Below are 16,404 nucleotides of genomic sequence, written 5' to 3' on the forward strand. Positions count from 1 at the left end.
GAGCGAAGATGGCACAAGCAACCAACGAACTGGTCAAGCTGACCGCCGCCGAGATGGCCGCGGCCGTCAAGAAGGGCGAGGTCTCCAGCCGCGAGCTGGTCGACGCGCATCTCGAGGTGATCGAGGCCGCCGAGCCGAGCATCAAGGCGTTCCTCAAGGTCTCCGCCGACGTCGCCCGCGAGCAGGCCGACGCCTTCGACGCCAAGACGCCGGAAGAGAAGGCGGATCTGCCCGAGCTGGCCGGTGTCCCGATCGCGATCAAGGACATGATCGTCACCAAGGGCATCGAGACCACCGCCGCCTCCAAGATCCTCGAAGGCTGGATCCCCCCGTACGATGCCACCGTCATCGAGAAGCTCAAGGCGGCCGGCATGCCGATCCTCGGCAAGACCAACCTCGATGAGTTCGCGCAGGGCTCCTCCACCGAGCACTCCGCCTACCAGACCACCCACAACCCGTGGGATACCGAGCGCGTCCCCGGCGGTTCCGGCGGCGGTTCGGCCTCCGCGGTCGCCGCGTTCGAGGCCCCGCTGGCCCTCGGTACCGATACCGGTGGCTCGATCCGTCAGCCGGGCGCTCTGACCGGCACCGTCGGCGTCAAGCCGACCTACGGCGGCGTCTCCCGCTTCGGCGCGATCGCCATGGCCTCCTCGCTCGACCAGATCGGCCCGGTCTCCCGTACCGTGCTCGACTCCGCCCTGCTGCAGGAGATCATCGGCGGCAACGATCGCCGTGACTCCACCTCCATCCCGGAGGGCCCGCGTCCGATGGCCGCCGCCGCGCGCGAGGGACTCAAGCGCGACTTGAAGGGCCTGAAGGTCGGTCTGGTCAAGGAACTCGGCGGCGAGGGCTTCCAGCCCGGCGTCGAGGCCCGCTTCAACGAGGCCGTCAAGAAGCTCCAGGACATGGGCGCCGAGGTCGTCGAGGTCTCCTGCCCGCACTTCGAGTACGCGCTGGGCGCCTACTACATCATCATGCCGTCCGAGGTCAGCTCCAATCTGGCCCGCTACGACGGCATGCGCTACGGCCTGCGCGTGATGCCGCCGGCAGACGTGCCGCAGACCGCCGCCAACATGATGGCCTACACCCGTGAGGCCGGCTTCGGCGACGAGGTCAAGCGCCGTATCATCCTCGGCACCTACGCCCTGTCCGCCGGCTACTACGACGCCTGGTACGGCTCCGCGCAGAAGGTCCGCACGCTCATCATCGATGACTTCAAGAAGGCCTTCGAGCAGGTCGACGTTCTGGTCTCCCCGACCAGCCCGTCCACCGCGTTCAAGTTCGGCGAGAAGATGGACGACCCGCTGGCCATGTACATGAACGACATCGCGACGATCCCGGCGAACCTCGCCGGCGTCCCGGCCATGTCGATCCCCGCCGGCCTGTCCGACGACGGTCTGCCGGTCGGCTTCCAGTTCATCGCCCCGCAGCAGCGCGACGAGGTCATGTACAAGCCCGCCGCCGCGCTCGAGGCCGCCCTCGAGGAGGACTGGAACGGACCGATCTGGAAGGACCTGAAGGCCCCGTGGCTCGACGGCCTCGCCAAGTGAGACCAAGCATCGGAAGGATCGAAAGAAAAACATCATGGCTGAAAAACTGATGAAGTACGCCGATGCCACCAAGAAGTACGATGTGGTGTTCGGCCTCGAGACGCACGTCGAGCTGTGCACGAAGACCAAGCTGTTCTGCCCGGCCGAAGTCCACTTCGGCGGCGAGCCGAACACGCAGCTGACCCCGGTGAGCCTTGGCCTGCCGGGCTCCCTGCCGGTGGTCAACAAGACGGCCGTCGACTACGCGATCAAGCTGGGCCTCGCCCTGCACTGCGAGATCAACGAGTGGAGCCAGTTCGCGCGTAAGAACTACTTCTACCCGGACATGCCGCGCGACTACCAGATCTCCCAGTACGACAAGCCGACCAACGGCAACGGCTACCTCGACGTCGAGCTGGAGGACGGCACCGTCTTCCGCGTGCCGATCGAGCGCGCCCACATCGAGGACGACGCCGGCAAGAACACCCACGTCGGCGGCGCCGACGGCCGCATCGAGGGCGCCGACCACTCGCTGGTCGACTACAACCGCGCCGGCGTGCCGCTGATCGAGATCGTCACCAAGCCGATCGAGGGCGCGGGCGACCGCGCTCCGGAGATCGCGGGCGCCTACATGCGCGCGATCCGCGACATCGTGCGTGCGCTGGGCATCTCCCACGCCCGCATGGAGCAGGGCAACATGCGCGCCGACGTCAACGTCTCGCTGCGTCCGTCCGCCGACGCCCCGTACGGCACGCGTTCCGAAACCAAGAACGTGAACTCGTTCCGCGGCATCGAGAAGACGATCCAGTACGAGATCCGCCGTCAGGCCGCCCGCCTCGACGAGGGCAAGGAGATCCTGCAGGAGACCCGTCACTGGGATGAGGCCACGCAGACCACCGCCGGCGGCCGTCTCAAGTCCGATGCGGACGACTACCGCTACTTCCCGGATCCGGATCTCGTCATGCTCCACATCACCAAGGAGCACATCGACGAGATGAAGGCCCAGATGCCGGAGATGCCGCGCGAGCGCCGCAACCGTCTCAAGGCCGAGTGGAACCTGACCGACCTGCAGCTGCGCGACATCCTCAACGCCGACGCCCTCGACCTGATCGAGGACACCGTCAAGGCCGGCGCCTCGGCGGCCGGCGCGCGCAAGTGGTGGCTCGGCGAGCTGTCCCGCGAGGCCAACGCCAAGGGCGTCTCGCTGGAGGAACTGCCCATCACCCCGGCCGACGTGGCCGAGGTCGAGAAGCTCATCGCCGACGGCAAGCTCAACGACAAGCTCGCCAAGCAGACCGTCGCCGGCGTGCTCGCCGGTGAGGGCACCCCGGACGAGGTCGTCAAGAAGCACGGCTACAAGATCGTCGAGGACTCCGGTGCGATCGAGGCCGCGGTCGACGCCGCGTTCGAGGCTAACCCGGACGTCGTCGAGAAGCTCAAGAGCGGCAACATGAAGCCGATGGGCGTGATCATCGGCGCCGTGATGAAGGCCACGCGCGGTCAGGCCGACGCCAAGGCCGTCACCAAGATCGTCATGGGCAAGATCAAGGCCTGAGGCCGGCTCATCCGATCGGTTGCGTGAATCCCGTCGTTCCCCCTTGTTTTTTCGGGGGACGACGGGATTCGTCGTTTCGGCAGGAAGATCGGCGCCGATCGGCGTCGATCGAAGGGCGTGTGGAAATTCGGTTACATGTAACCTACATGTTCTCCCAGCGTTCATACAGCTGAGTAAGATAACTTCGGCAATGATCGGTCGGCAATCATCGGCGATCATCGACCGGGTCAGGGCGATCCGGCACGTTTGATTTTGCGAGGGACGACAGGGAAATGACTGAGTACATGGAAGCGAACACGGCTGCGACGTGGACCCCGGAGCGTCGCGAACTGCCCGCAAGCATCGTGATCCCGCCCATCCGCGGCGAGATGGTGCATCTGCGCCCCGCCACCATGGAAGACCTGCCCAAGCTCGACCAGCTCGATGCCTACTACGGCGCCACCAGAATCACCGGCAAGGACGAGAACGCGGAACGCGCCGTCGTCCACGCGTGGGTGGCGCGCTCCGTCGCGTGGACGCAGGGTCAGGCGCCGAGCGAGTCCGGCGTGGGCGATCCCGAGGCGCGTCGCACCATCGCTTGGGCGATCCTGACCGACGCCGACCACGATATGGATCACAAGACCGACGCCTCGGCCACCGGCAACGTCATCGGCATGATCTTCCTGATCGACATCGACGGATGGTCCCGTTCGGCGCGCATCCAGATCATCCTCGGCAAGGACTACCGCGGCCGCGGCTACTCGCGTGACGCGATGCCGCGCGTCATGACCTACGGTTTCGCGCCGGAGCCGGCAGGACTCGGCATGCATCGCATCTGGGTGAGCGTGCCGGAGCAGAACACGCGTTCCGTCTCGGTCTACCAGTCGCTTGGATTCGTGCCGTCCGGCACGTCGCGTGATGCGCTGTGGGATCCGGTCGGACGCAAGTACCAGGATCTTATCGTCATGGACACGCTGGTCGACGAATACGATCCGATCCGCTCGCTCGAGGCGTTCGGCATGCACCTGATCGAGGACAATCCCGGCGTGCAGGAGGCGCTGAGCGCGCGCGAGCACTCGATCGCCATCCAGCAGCGTTCCCGGGCAGTTGGATCGGACAGGTCGGACGTCGCGATGGCATCGGACGGCGAGGCGGTCAAGCACGAATCACACACCCGCGAAAGCACGTACCGCATGACGCCGCAGGAGGCGCGCGAACGACTCGGACTGCCGCAGGTGACGCCCGAGCCGTCGACGGGGGAGTCCCACGCGTACGATTCATCCGACGAGGAAAGCAACTGGCCATACGGGCAGAGCGAACGCAAGACGTCGAAGGACGCCTGGTGGCGTACCCTTGGTCGTGGTCGCAAGCGCGAAAGCGACAAATAGCGACGAACAGGGCATAACAGGAACAAAAGGAATCAGGAAGGTATGAGCGCCGAGGATCTCGACAATTACGAAACCGACGCCGAGCTGTCGCTGTACAAGGAATATCGCGACGTCATCAAACTGTTCACGTACGTAGTGGAGACCGAACGCCGGTTCTATCTGGCGAACAAAGTCGACTTCAACGTGCGATCCGCCGGGCAGGACGTGTACTTCGACGTCCAGCTCACCGACGCATGGGTGTGGGACGTGTACCGTCCGAGCCGATTCGTCAAGAACGTGCGCATCGTCACGTTCAAGGACGTCAACGTCGAAGAGGTTCAGAAAACCGACATCGACATCCCCGACGACATCCACTGACCTGAAGTATCTGACCTGAAGTATCTGTAAGGAAACGCACAGGGTCGGCGTGCGCTTCCGAGGCCTTCGGTAGGATATGCGTGATTTTGTTATAAGGAGATGAACGTGACCGACAAACAATCCGTGGTGATCATCGGTGGAGGCCCTGCAGGCCTGACCGCGGCATGGGAGCTTATCAAGGACGGCGGCGCCGACAAGTACGACGTCACGGTTCTTGAGGGAACACGCGAATTCGGCGGTATCTCGCGCACCGTCAAGCACAACGGCAACCGCATGGACATCGGCGGACATCGCTTCTTCTCGAAGGACGACCGCATCATGGACTGGTGGAAGGACGTTCTGCCGCTGCAGGGTGCCCCCTCCTACGACGACAAGAAGCTCGGTCGTGAGCACGACATGGAGCCGGGCGGCCCCGATCCGGAGATCGAGGACAAGGTGATGCTCAAGCGTCATCGTGTCTCCCGCATCTACTGGAACCGTCACTTCTTCGACTACCCGATCTCGCTGAGCCCCAACACGCTCAAGGCGATGGGCGTGAAGCTCACGCTGGTCGCTGGCTTCTCCTACCTGAAGTCGATGATCCACAAGCTGCCCGAGACGAACCTCGAGAACTTCTACATCAACCGTTTCGGCCGCAAGCTGTACTCCATGTTCTTCGAGGGCTACACCGAGAAGCTGTGGGGACGTCACCCCTCGCAGATCTCCGCCGATTGGGGTTCGCAGCGCGTCAAGGGCCTGTCGATCCTCGGCGTGCTCAAGAACGCGTTCCAGAAGCTGTTGCCGAAGAAGCGCTCCAACGCCGAGGTCGAGACCTCCCTCATCGAGGAGTTCTGGTACCCGAAGTATGGTCCCGGCCAGCTGTGGGAGACCGTCGAGCACAACTGCGAGACCGCTGGCGTCAAGGTCGTCACCGACGCCACGGTCGTCGAGGTGCGTCAGGTCGCCGGTCACATCTCCTCCGTCGTGACCGAGGACTCCGAAGGCAACCGCAAGGAGATCCACGCCGACCAGTTCATCTCGTCGATGCCCGTCAAGGACCTCGTCGACGCGATCGATGCCGGCGAGCAGGCCGTGCAGGGCAAGCCTGCCCCCGCCGACATGGTGCACATCGCCGAAGGCCTGCCGTACCGCGACTTCGTCACCGTCGGACTGCTGGTCAAGCATCTGCGCCTGAAGAACACCACCGACATCCCCACGCTCGGCAACCCGCCGATCGTGCCCGACTGCTGGATCTACGTGCAGGATCCGGGCTACAAGGTCGGTCGTCTCCAGATCTTCAACAACTGGAGCCCGTACCTGGTCAAGGACGTCGACAACACCGTGTGGATCGGTCTCGAATACTTCTGCGAGGAGGGCGACTCCTTCTGGAACATGTCCGACGAGGAGGCCACCAAGTTCGCCATCTCCGAGCTCACCCGCATGCGCGTCATCAGCGGCCCCGCCGATGTGATCGACTCCCATCGCGAACGTGTCAAGAAGGCCTACCCCGCCTACTTCGACACCTACGAGCACATGGATGAGCTCATCGAGTACCTCGACGGGTTCGGCAACCTCTACTGCGTCGGCCGCAACGGCCAGCACCGCTACAACAACATGGATCACTCCATGGCCACCGCCATCGAGGCCGTCTCCAACATCAAGAGCGGCAAGACGTCCAAGAAGAACGTGTGGTCGGTCAACACCGACAAGGCGTATCACGAACAGAAGTAACATGACGTCGTCGTTGTAGTAGTCATGACGTAAAAAGGCTTCCTCATACCGAGGAAGCCTTTTTACGTACGTGCCGTTCTGTGCTGTGAAGTTTGTGCTGCAGAGATTCGTCTACGGCACAGTTCGTCGGCGTCACATATTCCCGGGATTTCTCCGGGGCTCGGGAAAAAGTGACGCTGGTCCCAACTCGGCGTCACATATTCCCGGGGGATGGATTTGTTTCGGGAATATGTGACGCTGGGAGACCGAAATGGGGATGCAGATGTGGTCTGTGGTGGAATCTGTGGTCTGTGATGGGGCAATAGGGTCTGTGATGGGGCAATAGGGTTTGTGATGGGGAGTTGTGTGGTTTGTGATGGAGTTTGTGATGGGGAGTTGTGGGGCTGTGATGGAGTTTGTGATGGTGAGGTCTGGGGTGGACTGAAGCCGTACGCGCCATGATCGCAGGAGCCGGTTTGCGTTGGTCTGGGAGACGTTGTATGGTGAGGTCAGTCCGCGAGCATAGGAGTGCGGCGGGCGTTCACAGACGGCGGGAAAGCCGTAATCACTCTTCAGGCTAGTGCCGGTGTGTCGCGTATGCGTCGGTTGGTGCTGTGGAAAGGTATGAATCGTGGCCAATAGCCAGAATCTCGAGGATATGAAGCTGCCGGAGCTCAAGGAGCTCGCCAAGCAGATGGGTCTGCGTGGCACGTCCACCATGCGCAAGCCGGAGCTGCTTGCTACGTTGCAGGCGGCCCGTTCCGGCGGTCAGGCGCCGGCGGGCGTCACCGTCCGTGCGCCGAAGGGCGGCAAGACCGCCAGGACGAGGGCCGCCAAGTCGGCGGGAACCACGGTCGAGGCCTCGATCAACGCGCAGTCCGATGCCCCGGTGCAGGCCGCATCGAACGACATGTCCTCCTCAGCTGAGCCGGTCGCGCCGGTCGCGCCGGTCGAGACCGCCGAGACTGCCGAGGCCGCCAACCCCGTCGGCACTGCCGCCGCCGAATCCACCGATCAGCAGGCGCCGTCTGCCGCGCAGCGCACGTTCCAGGGCACCGCTTCCGCCGCTCAGCCGGCGGAGCAGCAAGCGTCCGCACAGGTCGACGAGGCCGCGGCCTCCGTCGTGGCGGGCCTCGCCGGATTCGAGCCGATTCCGGCATCCGAGGAATCCTCGCGTGAGCGTACGCCGCGCAATCGCAGGTTCGATTTCGATCGCCCCACCAGCCGTTTCGATCGCGCCGATCGTGAGCGCGAACGTGAAGAGGAGCAGGATCGCGCCGAGCGTGACGCCCGCTCCGGCAGGCGCGACAGGCGAGTCAATGATCAGGACGCCGCCGCCAGCCTGCTCGACTCCCTCGATCTGAGCGAGCCGACCCCGTCCGGCGAGGAGCGCAAGGAGCGCGGCCGTCGTCACGTCATCGACGAGAACGGCGACGAGATCATCGTCGCGAACGTGCGCCGTCGCCGTCGCCCCACCGAGGAGCGCGAGCAGAACGAGGAGGTCGTGCGCGATCTCGACGATATCCTCGCCACGCTGCCCACGCAGAACAACGCGCCGCGCGACGACGAGGACGACTCCCGTCGCAACCGTGGCGATCGCACCAACCACAGCGCTCGCAACGATCGCGGCAACGATCGCGGCAACGACCGTAACGCCGATCGTGACGATCACGGCGATCGCCGCGGTCGCCGCGTGCGTGGCCGTGACCGCGGCCGCGACTTCGAGGAGCGCGAGGATCGCCGCGATCGTGGTGGCGATCGCGCGGAACGCGCCGTTGACCATGTCGAACGCGACTGGAACGACGATCGCGGCGGACGTGCCGAGCGTCAGGATCGCGCGGATCGCAACGCTGATCGTCGCGGCAACGAGGAGCAGAACAACGACCTCGTGCCGGTCGCCGGCATCATCGATGTGCTCGATTCCTACGCGTTCGTGCGCACCTCCGGCTACCTGCCCGGTCCGAACGACGTGTACGTCTCCATGGGGCAGGTCAAGAAGTACGGTCTGCGCAAGGGCGACGCCGTGCACGGCGCCATCCGCGCCCCGCGTGAGGGCGACCGCCGCAACCAGCGTCAGAAGTTCGTGCCGCTGCAGTCGATCGACTCGATCAACGGCATGAGCGTCGAGGAGGCGGCCAACCGTCCGCAGTTCAACAAGCTCACCCCGCTCTACCCGCAGGAGCGGCTCAAGCAGGAGACCACGCCGAACAAGCTCACCGGCCGCATCATGGACATCGTCTCCCCGATCGGCAAGGGTCAGCGTGGCCTGATCGTCTCCCCGCCGAAGGCCGGCAAGACGATCACGCTGCAGAACATCGCCAACTCGATCACCACGAACAACCCGGAGGTCCATCTGATGGTCGTGCTCGTGGACGAGCGTCCCGAGGAGGTCACCGACATGGAGCGCACGGTCCAGGGCGAGGTCATCTCCTCGACCTTCGACCGTCCCGCCTCCGACCACACGACCGTCGCCGAGCTCGCGATCGAACGCGCGAAGCGACTGGTCGAGCTCGGTCAGGACGTGGTCGTGCTGCTCGACTCGATGACCCGACTCGCCCGCGCCTACAACATTGCCGCGCCGGCCTCGGGCCGCATCCTCTCCGGTGGCGTCGACGCGCAGGCCCTGTACCCGCCGAAGAAGTTCTTCGGCGCGGCCCGCAACATCGAGAACGGCGGATCCCTGACCATCATCTCGTCCGCGCTGGTGGAGACCGGCTCGAAGATGGACGAGGTGATCTTCGAGGAGTTCAAGGGCACCGGCAACATGGAGCTGCGCCTGTCGCGCGAGCTCGCCGACAAGCGCCTGTTCCCGGCCATCGACGTGAACGCCTCCGGCACCCGCCGCGAGGAGCTCATCACCAACCCGCAGGAGCTGCCGATCATCTACCGTCTGCGTCGACTGCTCGGCGGCATGGAGCCCGAGCAGGCCTACCAGACGCTGGTCCCGCGCCTGAAGAAGACCGCCACCAACCGCGACTTCCTCACCGCGATCGTCCAGCAGGCCAACGGCAACGCCGTCAACGGCAACTGAGTCGACCGAGTCGACTGATATCGCGCCGCGCCCGCCCGTCATGTTACGGGCGGGCGCGGCGCATTACGGGGCGATTACGGATGATTTCCCCGTGTTTCCGCCGTTTATCGTCCGTCATCCGCCGGTTACGTGCGAACAACGTGACCGAATCGCCCCGCTCGTAATGTCGTCACCAAGATTCAAGCGAAATCCAAGTGAAGCGAGAATCCCCATCACCTGCCGCAAGGCTTTAGAGAGGAACGTGATGACGTATGAGGAAGAACATGACGAACACGAGGAAGACGATGCGATCGATGAGATCGCGTGCGATGACCGTTGCGGCGCTGGTCGCGGCGGCGTCGATGGCGCTGGCGGGCTGCGGCTCGTCGTCGACCGGCGCATCCGGCGCGTCCGGTGACTCGGGCAAGCAGAGCGCGTTCGTGGCGGCCGGCCTGTTCCCGTCCACCGGCTCGATGGCCTACATCGGACCGTCGAACGTGGCATCGCTCAAGCTCGCCGTCGAGGACATCAACGTGGCCGGCGGCGTGCTCGGCAAGGACGCGACCTCGGTCACGGCCGACACGTCCGACGCCGACCACGCCGACCAGAACACGTCCGCGGCGCAGTCGGTGATCTCGAAGAAGCCGTCCGTCGTGGTCGGCCCGCCGTCCAGCTCCGTCGTCAAGAACAGCTACAAGCAGGTCGTCACCTCCGGCGTGCCGATGATCTCCAACGGCGCCACCTCCACCGCGTTCAGCGGTCTCGACGACAAGTTCTTCCGCACGATTCCGCCGGACACCGTCCAGGGCGCGGTGCTGGGCCAGATCATCGCGCAGGACGGCATTAAGAACCTCGCCATCGCGGTGTTCAACGACGAGTACGGCACGTCGCTGCGTGACGTCGTCGTCAAGACCGTCGAGGCGGCCGGCGTGAACGTCGTCTACGGCGAGAAGGATACGTTCGATCCGACCGAGACGAACTTCTCCTCGATCGCCACCGCTGTCAAGGCCTCCAACCCGGACGCCGTGCTCGTCATCGCGTTCGACCAGACCGTCTCGCTCGTCAAGGCGCTCAAGACCGCCGGCATCGACACGCACAAGCTGTACATGACCGATGGCAACACCGTCGACCACTCCGCCGACTTCGACGCCGGCATGCTCGAGGGCTCGACCGGCACCATCCCGGGCGCCCACCCGACCGACGCGTTCCAGGAGCGCGTCAAGGGCATCGACTCGAAGGTCAAGGACTTCACGTACGCGGCCGAAACGTACGACGCGGTCATACTGGCGGCGCTCGCGGCCCAGAAGGGCGGTTCGGCCGACGGCGAGACCGTCGCGAAGAACCTGCCCGCGGTCTCCGGCGTGTCCGGCGGCGAGAAGTGCGATTCGTACAAGGCGTGCCTCGCCCTGCTGAAGGACGGCAAGGACATCCAGTACTCCGGCCAGGCCGGCATCGGCCCGTTCAACGACGCGCACGACCCGTCCACCGCCTCCATCGGCGTGTACAAGTTCGACGCGTCCAACAAGCCGGTCTTCGATCACGCGCAGGAGGGCTCTGTGCCCAAGGCGTGACGCGGCGCCAGCAGCATCGCACCTGATACCTGATATAGGAAGGCGTCCGAAGCGGTTATAGGCCGTTTCGGACGCCTTTCGCGTGTGTTATGCGGCGGTGATCGTTACGCGGCCAGGGCGCTCAACGCCGCGATCTCGGCGTAGTAGCGCTCCGGGTCGAGACCGTCGACGGTGGCGACGTTGGTCATGTGCACGCCGTCGAGGCCGCCGTGACTGACGATCGTCTCCAGAGTCGCGCGATGCCAGTCGGCCTTGAGATACGGTTCGATCTCCGGACGGCCCATCGCGCGCATCGCGCAGACGAGCGCGTGCGCACCCCAGTTCGACGTGCCGGAGACGATCAGCTCGTCGGTCGGCACCCGGCAGGCGATGCGCTCGCCATGATCCACCACGCCCTCGATCGCGTATTCGGCGACGCGCCCCATGCCGATCTCGTTGCCGCCGTCGCCCACGCCGATCGTGTGCAGCTGCATCTGCGTGAGCCGGCTTAAGGGGGCGGTCCATTCGCTGATATCGACGCCGCGCATGTTGCGCGGACGACCATCGCGGGCCGGGCCGACCCGTTCGATGTAGATCAGCGTGTCGATCCGCTCGGCCTTCGCCAGGTCGATCACCCCGTTCATCCAACCGTCGAACCGCTCGCGCACCGGTGCGATGAGCACGTGATCGTCGGGCAGCATCGCGGCGGCGCTCGGGCGGATCACCGGTTCGCAGCATTCGTCCGTGACCAGCCACGCATCGCCGCCGATCGCGCGCAACGCCATGCACACCTCCAACGCGCCCAACGGTCCGTCGGTCTCCGCAGCTGGCCGGTCGGCCTGCGGAATGTAGAAGCCGGTGACGACCAGCGCGCGCGCCGGCCGGCCCGTGACCAGCTGGCGCGCCGCGCGGAACAGATCGCCGCGCGAGAACGTCATCAGGGTTTCGGAGCCGCGGCCCACGTCGCGGCTTGCGAGATTGGCGATGCGTGCGATGCGCGGGTAGAACCTCCAGCTTGCGATGCTCGCGATCGACGACGTATTGGCATCCATGACTGCTCCTCTCTCAACAGTTCGGCACGACTTCGCCGAGCACGTCGTCGAACCGGACCGCATCGCCCGGCTTGGCCTGCTGACGCACGGTTCCCGCGATGGGCGCGGCGATCTCGGTCTCCATCTTCATCGCCTCGACCACGACCACCGGATCGCCCTCGGCGACGGTCGCGCCGTCGTCGGCGAGCCAACGCACCACCGTGCCGGTGATCGTCGAGGCGATCGCGCCGGCGGGGCGGGTGGCGTCGGGAGCGTTGCCGGTGGCCGCTGACGGTCCCGCAAGACCTGCGATCAAGTCGGCGCCGGCTGCTCCGGGCAATGCTCCCGCCATGTTGACAAGCCCGGCCAGTCCGGCCGGCACGCCGAGCCGCATGCGTCTGCCGTCGAGTTCGATCCACATCGTCACGTTCCTCGGCGCGATGCCGCGTGACTTCGGCGAACCGCTCGCCAAGGTCGCGGGGGCGATATGCGGCAGCAGCACCTCCTCGATCCAGCGCGTGTACACGCGGAACGCGTCCGGTTCGCCGTCGCCGATCGCCATGAAATCCGGGTCGGCGAGCACCCGCTCGTCGAACGCCTTGACCGTCGGCACGCCGTCGATCTCGAGCTCGGCCAGCGCGCGGCGGGCGCGCACGAGACACTCCTGACGCGTCGGAGCCCAGACGATGAGCTTCGCGAGCATCGAATCGAACTGATCCGGCACGATCGACCCGGCCGCAATCCCCGTATCGAAACGGACGCCCGGACCGCTCGGCGTGCGCAACGATTCGACGACACCCGGGAACGGCACGAACCCGCGCGACGGATCCTCCGCGTTGATGCGGAACTCGATCGCATGCCCGTGCGCCGGAATCGGGGCGACGCCGTCCGCGGCGATCACATCGCCGATCGATGAGCCCTCGGCGATCGCGAACTGGGCGGCGACCAGATCGACGCCGGTCGTCACCTCGGTGACCGGATGCTCGACCTGGATGCGCGTGTTCACCTCCATGAACGACATCGTGCCGTCCGGATCGACCAGAAACTCCACGGTTCCCGCGCTCGCATACCCGGCGCGCTCGCAGATCGCGACTGCGGCCCGTTCGAGACGCGTCGTCGTCTCAGGTGGCAGGAACGGCGCCGGAGCCTCCTCGATGAGCTTCTGATTGCGACGCTGCAGCGAACAATCGCGCGTGCCCACCGCCACGACCCGTCCGTTCCGGTCGCCCAGCACCTGCACCTCCACGTGACGTGGGCGGGCGAGGAACCGTTCGATGAAGCAGTCGCCGTTGCCGAACGCGACCTCGGCCTCGTGCGTGGCCGACAGGAACGCCTCCTCGACGTCCTTCAGCTCGTGGACGACCTTCAGGCCACGCCCGCCGCCGCCGTACACGGCCTTGATCGCAAGAGGCAGCCCGTGCTCGCGGGCGAAGGCGACCACCTCCTTCGGGTCGTGGACGGGCGCGGTGGTGCCGGGGGCCATCGGCGCCCCCACTTCGGCCGCGATGCGTCGCGCCTCCACCTTGCTGCCGAGCATGCGGATGGTTTCGGGGCTCGGCCCGATCCACGTCATTCCCGCATCGATCACCGCCTGCGCGAAATCGGCGTTTTCGGACAGGAACCCGTATCCGGGGTGGACGGCGTCGGCGTGGGCCTTGCGTGCCGCCGCGATAATCGCCCCGATATTGAGATAGGTGTCCTTCGACGTCTCGCCGCCCAGTGCGTACGCCTCGTCGGCGAGGTGCACGAACAGCGCGTCGGCGTCTGGATCGGCATACACGGCGATGGCCGTGCGTCCGGTGTCATGGCACGCGTGAATGATGCGGACCGCGATCTCGCCGCGGTTGGCGATGAGGATTCGATTGATACGCATATCATGCGGTCCTTTCTTCAGGGTGCTTCTCTTTAGCGTGCCTCCGGGCTGCCGTGTGTTTCACGGCGAACCGTATCCGGGCGCCGGGCGGCAGCTGCCCCGCGAGGTCGAGTGCGGCTCGCGTCAGCACGGCGATGACCGGATATCCTCCGGTGACCGGTTGATCGCGCAGGAACAGCACCGGCTGCCCGCTGGTCGGCACCTCGATCGCGCCGGGAAGCGTGGCCTCGCTGGCCAGTTCCCGGCAATCCCCGCGTTGCAGCGATCGTGCGCCTTCCAGGCGCAGTCCCACGCGATTCGACTGCGCGGTCACGGTCCACTCCTGATCGAGGAACAAGGCGATCGCGTCGGGGGTGAACCAGTCGTCGCGCGGCCCCATCGTGACGGCGAGCGTCGTGACCGGGCCGTTGGCGCGAGGCAGACCGTCCGGCCACGGTTCGGGGAATCCGACGGTGGTTGCGATTCGTTGCGCTATCTCTCCCCCAGTCAGCTTTGCTGACAGCCCCCTCGTCAGAGGGGGCCTGCTGCTCGCGGTATGCGAGGTTCTCCACCAGTCGTGCCGTATTGCCAGCAGCTGCCCCGGGCGTAAGGGGTTCGGACCGAGATGGCTCATCGTGTCGGTCGAGGCGGAGTCGAGGATCTCCGGGACGTCGAATCCTCCGCGCACGGCCAGATAGTCGCGCAATCCCGCGCGGGGCGTACCGATCGTCAGGGTTTCGCCGTCGCGCAGCAGGAACGCCTCCTGCCGGGTGACGGAGAACGTTGCCGGATGGCCCGTTGCACAGACGGCGCCTGCCGTGGTGATGGCGCCCGTTCCGGTGATGGTGATGTCGACGGGAGCCCCGACCACGGCGACGGTCAGATCGCCATGCGCGACGAACGAGGCGTCGCCGCCCGTGATCTCGATCGCGGGCGTTCCGGCGGGATTGCCGACCAGATCGTTCGCCAGACGGAACGCGCGACGGTCCGCGGCTCCGGAACCGGTAACGCCCATCCGCGCGGCGTCACGTCCCTCGTCCTGGAAGGTGCTCAATACGCCGGGATTGCGCACCTCCAGGGCGGCGGCCACGGGAACCGCCGAAGACGCGTCGGAGCATGTGGTGTGTGCGATGCGGTCATGGCGGTGGCTGTCCGAAGCGGGTGATGCGGTCGCCGACGAGTCGCCGAGCCTGACTCGCGCGCGGACCGGCGTGAATCGCACGGTGTCCGCCGGCTTGAGCAGGGCCGGGGGAGTCGCCCGCTCATCCCACATCGGCGTATCGGTCGTGCCGATCAGCTGCCATCCGCCCGAACTGCTGCGCGGATATACGCCGGAGAACGTGCCGGCCAGTCCGACGGCGCCCGCGGGTACGGCCAGACGGGGCGATGTTTTACGTGAAACATCGAAGATCGGGTCGCCGCCGGTCAGATAGTCGAATCCGGGGGCGAATCCGCCGAACGCCACCGTCCACGGATGCCCGCTATGCCGGGCGATGACCTCGGACTCGCTGATGCCGAGCATCCGTGCCACATCGCCCAGATCCTCGCCGTTGTATACGACCAGAATCTCGACGACACGCGTCGAACCGGCGTGCAGTTCAGGGGCATCCAAGCGGGCGATGGCATCGCACAGGCGAGCGCGGAACCCGCGTTTTGCATCGGGAAATGTTGCATCGGCCAGCGGATCGTAGGAGACCAGCACCGTGCGCGCCGCCGGCAGCAGCCCGGTCACATACCGCCACACGGAGTCGGCGTCACCGTCACCGTCACCGTCGGCACCGACCGCCGCCGTCGCTGCCCGTTCGATCGCCGCATACAGGCGCAACGTGGCGTCGAGATCGTCGAGTTCGACCAGTACCGCCGCCTCCCCGCACGGCAGAAACCGGGCATTCGTCGCGCTCATCGTCAGGCCGCCGTGAACGCGCGCACCGTCACGCCGTCGGCGATCAGGCGCTCGCGGATCGCATGCGCCATCGCGACCGCGGCCGGCGAGTCGCCGTGCACGCACACCGAATCGGCCGCGATCGGCACCACGGTCCCGTCGATCGCGACGACCGTGCCATCCAGCACGGCTATTCGCTGTTTGTGGGTGGGTTGTGGGGGGGGGGTAGGCGGTGACTGCTTTGAGGTCGAGTTTGCCGCAGGTCAGGTAGATCATGGTGGCGAAGTAGTCCATGTTCCTAAATCCGCGTGCTCGTCGTTTGACGTTCTGGATGACGCTGTTGACGCCCTCGAGGACCGCGTTGGTGTACGGGTGGGTGAAGTAGGCCAGGATCTCGTTCCAGTGCCGTGCGGATCATGCGGGCGAGGTCCTTCATGGGTTCCAGTCGTGAGTGCATCATCCACGAGCACAGGCGGTGCAAGCGCACCCACGCCTCGCCTGACGTGCGGCTGGTCTCGTAGATGTCCTGCAGGGTCTCGCGCATCTGGCACGCCCGGCCGGTCTTCAGCCGCTGTTCATGAG

At 65.8% G+C, this 16,404-nt stretch carries 11 protein-coding genes and 1 pseudogene; 7 read left to right on the forward strand and 5 right to left on the reverse strand.

All coding sequences use genetic code 11. The annotated features are described in order from the left end of the window. Positions 1 to 8: 8 nt before the first annotated feature. The 7 genes from gatA (at position 9) to BCAL_RS07700 (ending at position 11,078) form a co-directional block, all read left to right on the forward strand. Positions 9 to 1,550, forward strand: a complete 1,542-nt coding sequence (gatA, locus tag BCAL_RS07670; RefSeq protein WP_043167207.1) for an Asp-tRNA(Asn)/Glu-tRNA(Gln) amidotransferase subunit GatA — start codon at positions 9 to 11, stop codon at positions 1,548 to 1,550. A gap of 34 nt (positions 1,551 to 1,584) precedes the next feature. Beyond that, positions 1,585 to 3,084, forward strand: coding sequence for an Asp-tRNA(Asn)/Glu-tRNA(Gln) amidotransferase subunit GatB (gene gatB / locus BCAL_RS07675; RefSeq protein ID WP_043167206.1), 1,500 nt, complete (start codon positions 1,585 to 1,587; stop codon positions 3,082 to 3,084). A gap of 272 nt (positions 3,085 to 3,356) precedes the next feature. Then, complete coding sequence (locus tag BCAL_RS07680) at positions 3,357 to 4,451, forward strand: GNAT family N-acetyltransferase (protein ID WP_043167204.1); 1,095 nt, start codon at positions 3,357 to 3,359, stop codon at positions 4,449 to 4,451. A gap of 42 nt (positions 4,452 to 4,493) precedes the next feature. Then, positions 4,494 to 4,808, forward strand: coding sequence for a DUF2469 domain-containing protein (locus BCAL_RS07685; protein WP_043167202.1), 315 nt, complete (start codon positions 4,494 to 4,496; stop codon positions 4,806 to 4,808). 105 nt (positions 4,809 to 4,913) lie between these two features. Further along, complete coding sequence (locus BCAL_RS07690; protein WP_043167244.1) at positions 4,914 to 6,518, forward strand: NAD(P)/FAD-dependent oxidoreductase; 1,605 nt, start codon at positions 4,914 to 4,916, stop codon at positions 6,516 to 6,518. Between the two features lie 610 nt (positions 6,519 to 7,128). After that, positions 7,129 to 9,528 carry a transcription termination factor Rho gene (gene rho / locus BCAL_RS07695; protein WP_043167200.1) on the forward strand — a complete coding sequence of 800 codons (2,400 nt, stop codon included), beginning with the start codon at positions 7,129 to 7,131 and terminating at the stop codon, positions 9,526 to 9,528. A gap of 251 nt (positions 9,529 to 9,779) precedes the next feature. Next, complete coding sequence (locus tag BCAL_RS07700) at positions 9,780 to 11,078, forward strand: ABC transporter substrate-binding protein (protein WP_043167198.1); 1,299 nt, start codon at positions 9,780 to 9,782, stop codon at positions 11,076 to 11,078. A gap of 104 nt (positions 11,079 to 11,182) precedes the next feature. Here BCAL_RS07700 and BCAL_RS07705 read toward each other — a convergent pair whose 3' ends face one another. The 5 genes and pseudogenes from BCAL_RS07705 to BCAL_RS12785 form a co-directional block, all read right to left on the reverse strand. Further along, on the reverse strand, positions 11,183 to 12,088 hold the full coding sequence (locus BCAL_RS07705) for a glutamate cyclase domain-containing protein (protein ID WP_043167242.1): 906 nt from the start codon (positions 12,086 to 12,088) through the stop codon (positions 11,183 to 11,185). A 34-nt stretch (positions 12,089 to 12,122) separates the two neighbouring features. After that, positions 12,123 to 13,961 (reverse strand): ATP-binding protein, encoded by a 1,839-nt coding sequence (locus BCAL_RS07710; protein ID WP_043167196.1) that lies wholly within the window; start codon positions 13,959 to 13,961, stop codon positions 12,123 to 12,125. Between the two features lies 1 nt (position 13,962). Further along, positions 13,963 to 15,843, reverse strand: coding sequence for a 5-oxoprolinase subunit B/C family protein (locus BCAL_RS07715; RefSeq protein ID WP_081887361.1), 1,881 nt, complete (start codon positions 15,841 to 15,843; stop codon positions 13,963 to 13,965). A 2-nt stretch (positions 15,844 to 15,845) separates the two neighbouring features. Continuing rightward, a complete protein-coding gene (locus tag BCAL_RS12780) occupies positions 15,846 to 16,010 on the reverse strand; it encodes a LamB/YcsF family protein (RefSeq protein WP_238549665.1) in 165 nt (54 codons plus the stop codon). Between the two features lie 43 nt (positions 16,011 to 16,053). Beyond that, positions 16,054 to 16,404: pseudogene (locus BCAL_RS12785) on the reverse strand (ISL3 family transposase); the annotation flags it as partial.

Origin of the sequence: Bifidobacterium callitrichos DSM 23973, from assembly GCF_000741175.1 — a bacterium.
Lineage (GTDB): Bacteria > Actinomycetota > Actinomycetes > Actinomycetales > Bifidobacteriaceae > Bifidobacterium > Bifidobacterium callitrichos.

Coding starts and splice junctions, on each gene's coding strand:
- gatA (WP_043167207.1), top strand. CDS start 9: ATGGCACAAGCAACCAACGAACTGGTCAAGCTGACCGCCGCCGAGATG.
- gatB (WP_043167206.1), top strand. CDS start 1,585: ATGGCTGAAAAACTGATGAAGTACGCCGATGCCACCAAGAAGTACGAT.
- BCAL_RS07680 (WP_043167204.1), top strand. CDS start 3,357: ATGACTGAGTACATGGAAGCGAACACGGCTGCGACGTGGACCCCGGAG.
- BCAL_RS07685 (WP_043167202.1), top strand. CDS start 4,494: ATGAGCGCCGAGGATCTCGACAATTACGAAACCGACGCCGAGCTGTCG.
- BCAL_RS07700 (WP_043167198.1), top strand. CDS start 9,780: ATGAGGAAGAACATGACGAACACGAGGAAGACGATGCGATCGATGAGA.
- BCAL_RS07710 (WP_043167196.1), bottom strand. CDS start 13,961: ATGCGTATCAATCGAATCCTCATCGCCAACCGCGGCGAGATCGCGGTC.
- BCAL_RS07715 (WP_081887361.1), bottom strand. CDS start 15,843: ATGAGCGCGACGAATGCCCGGTTTCTGCCGTGCGGGGAGGCGGCGGTA.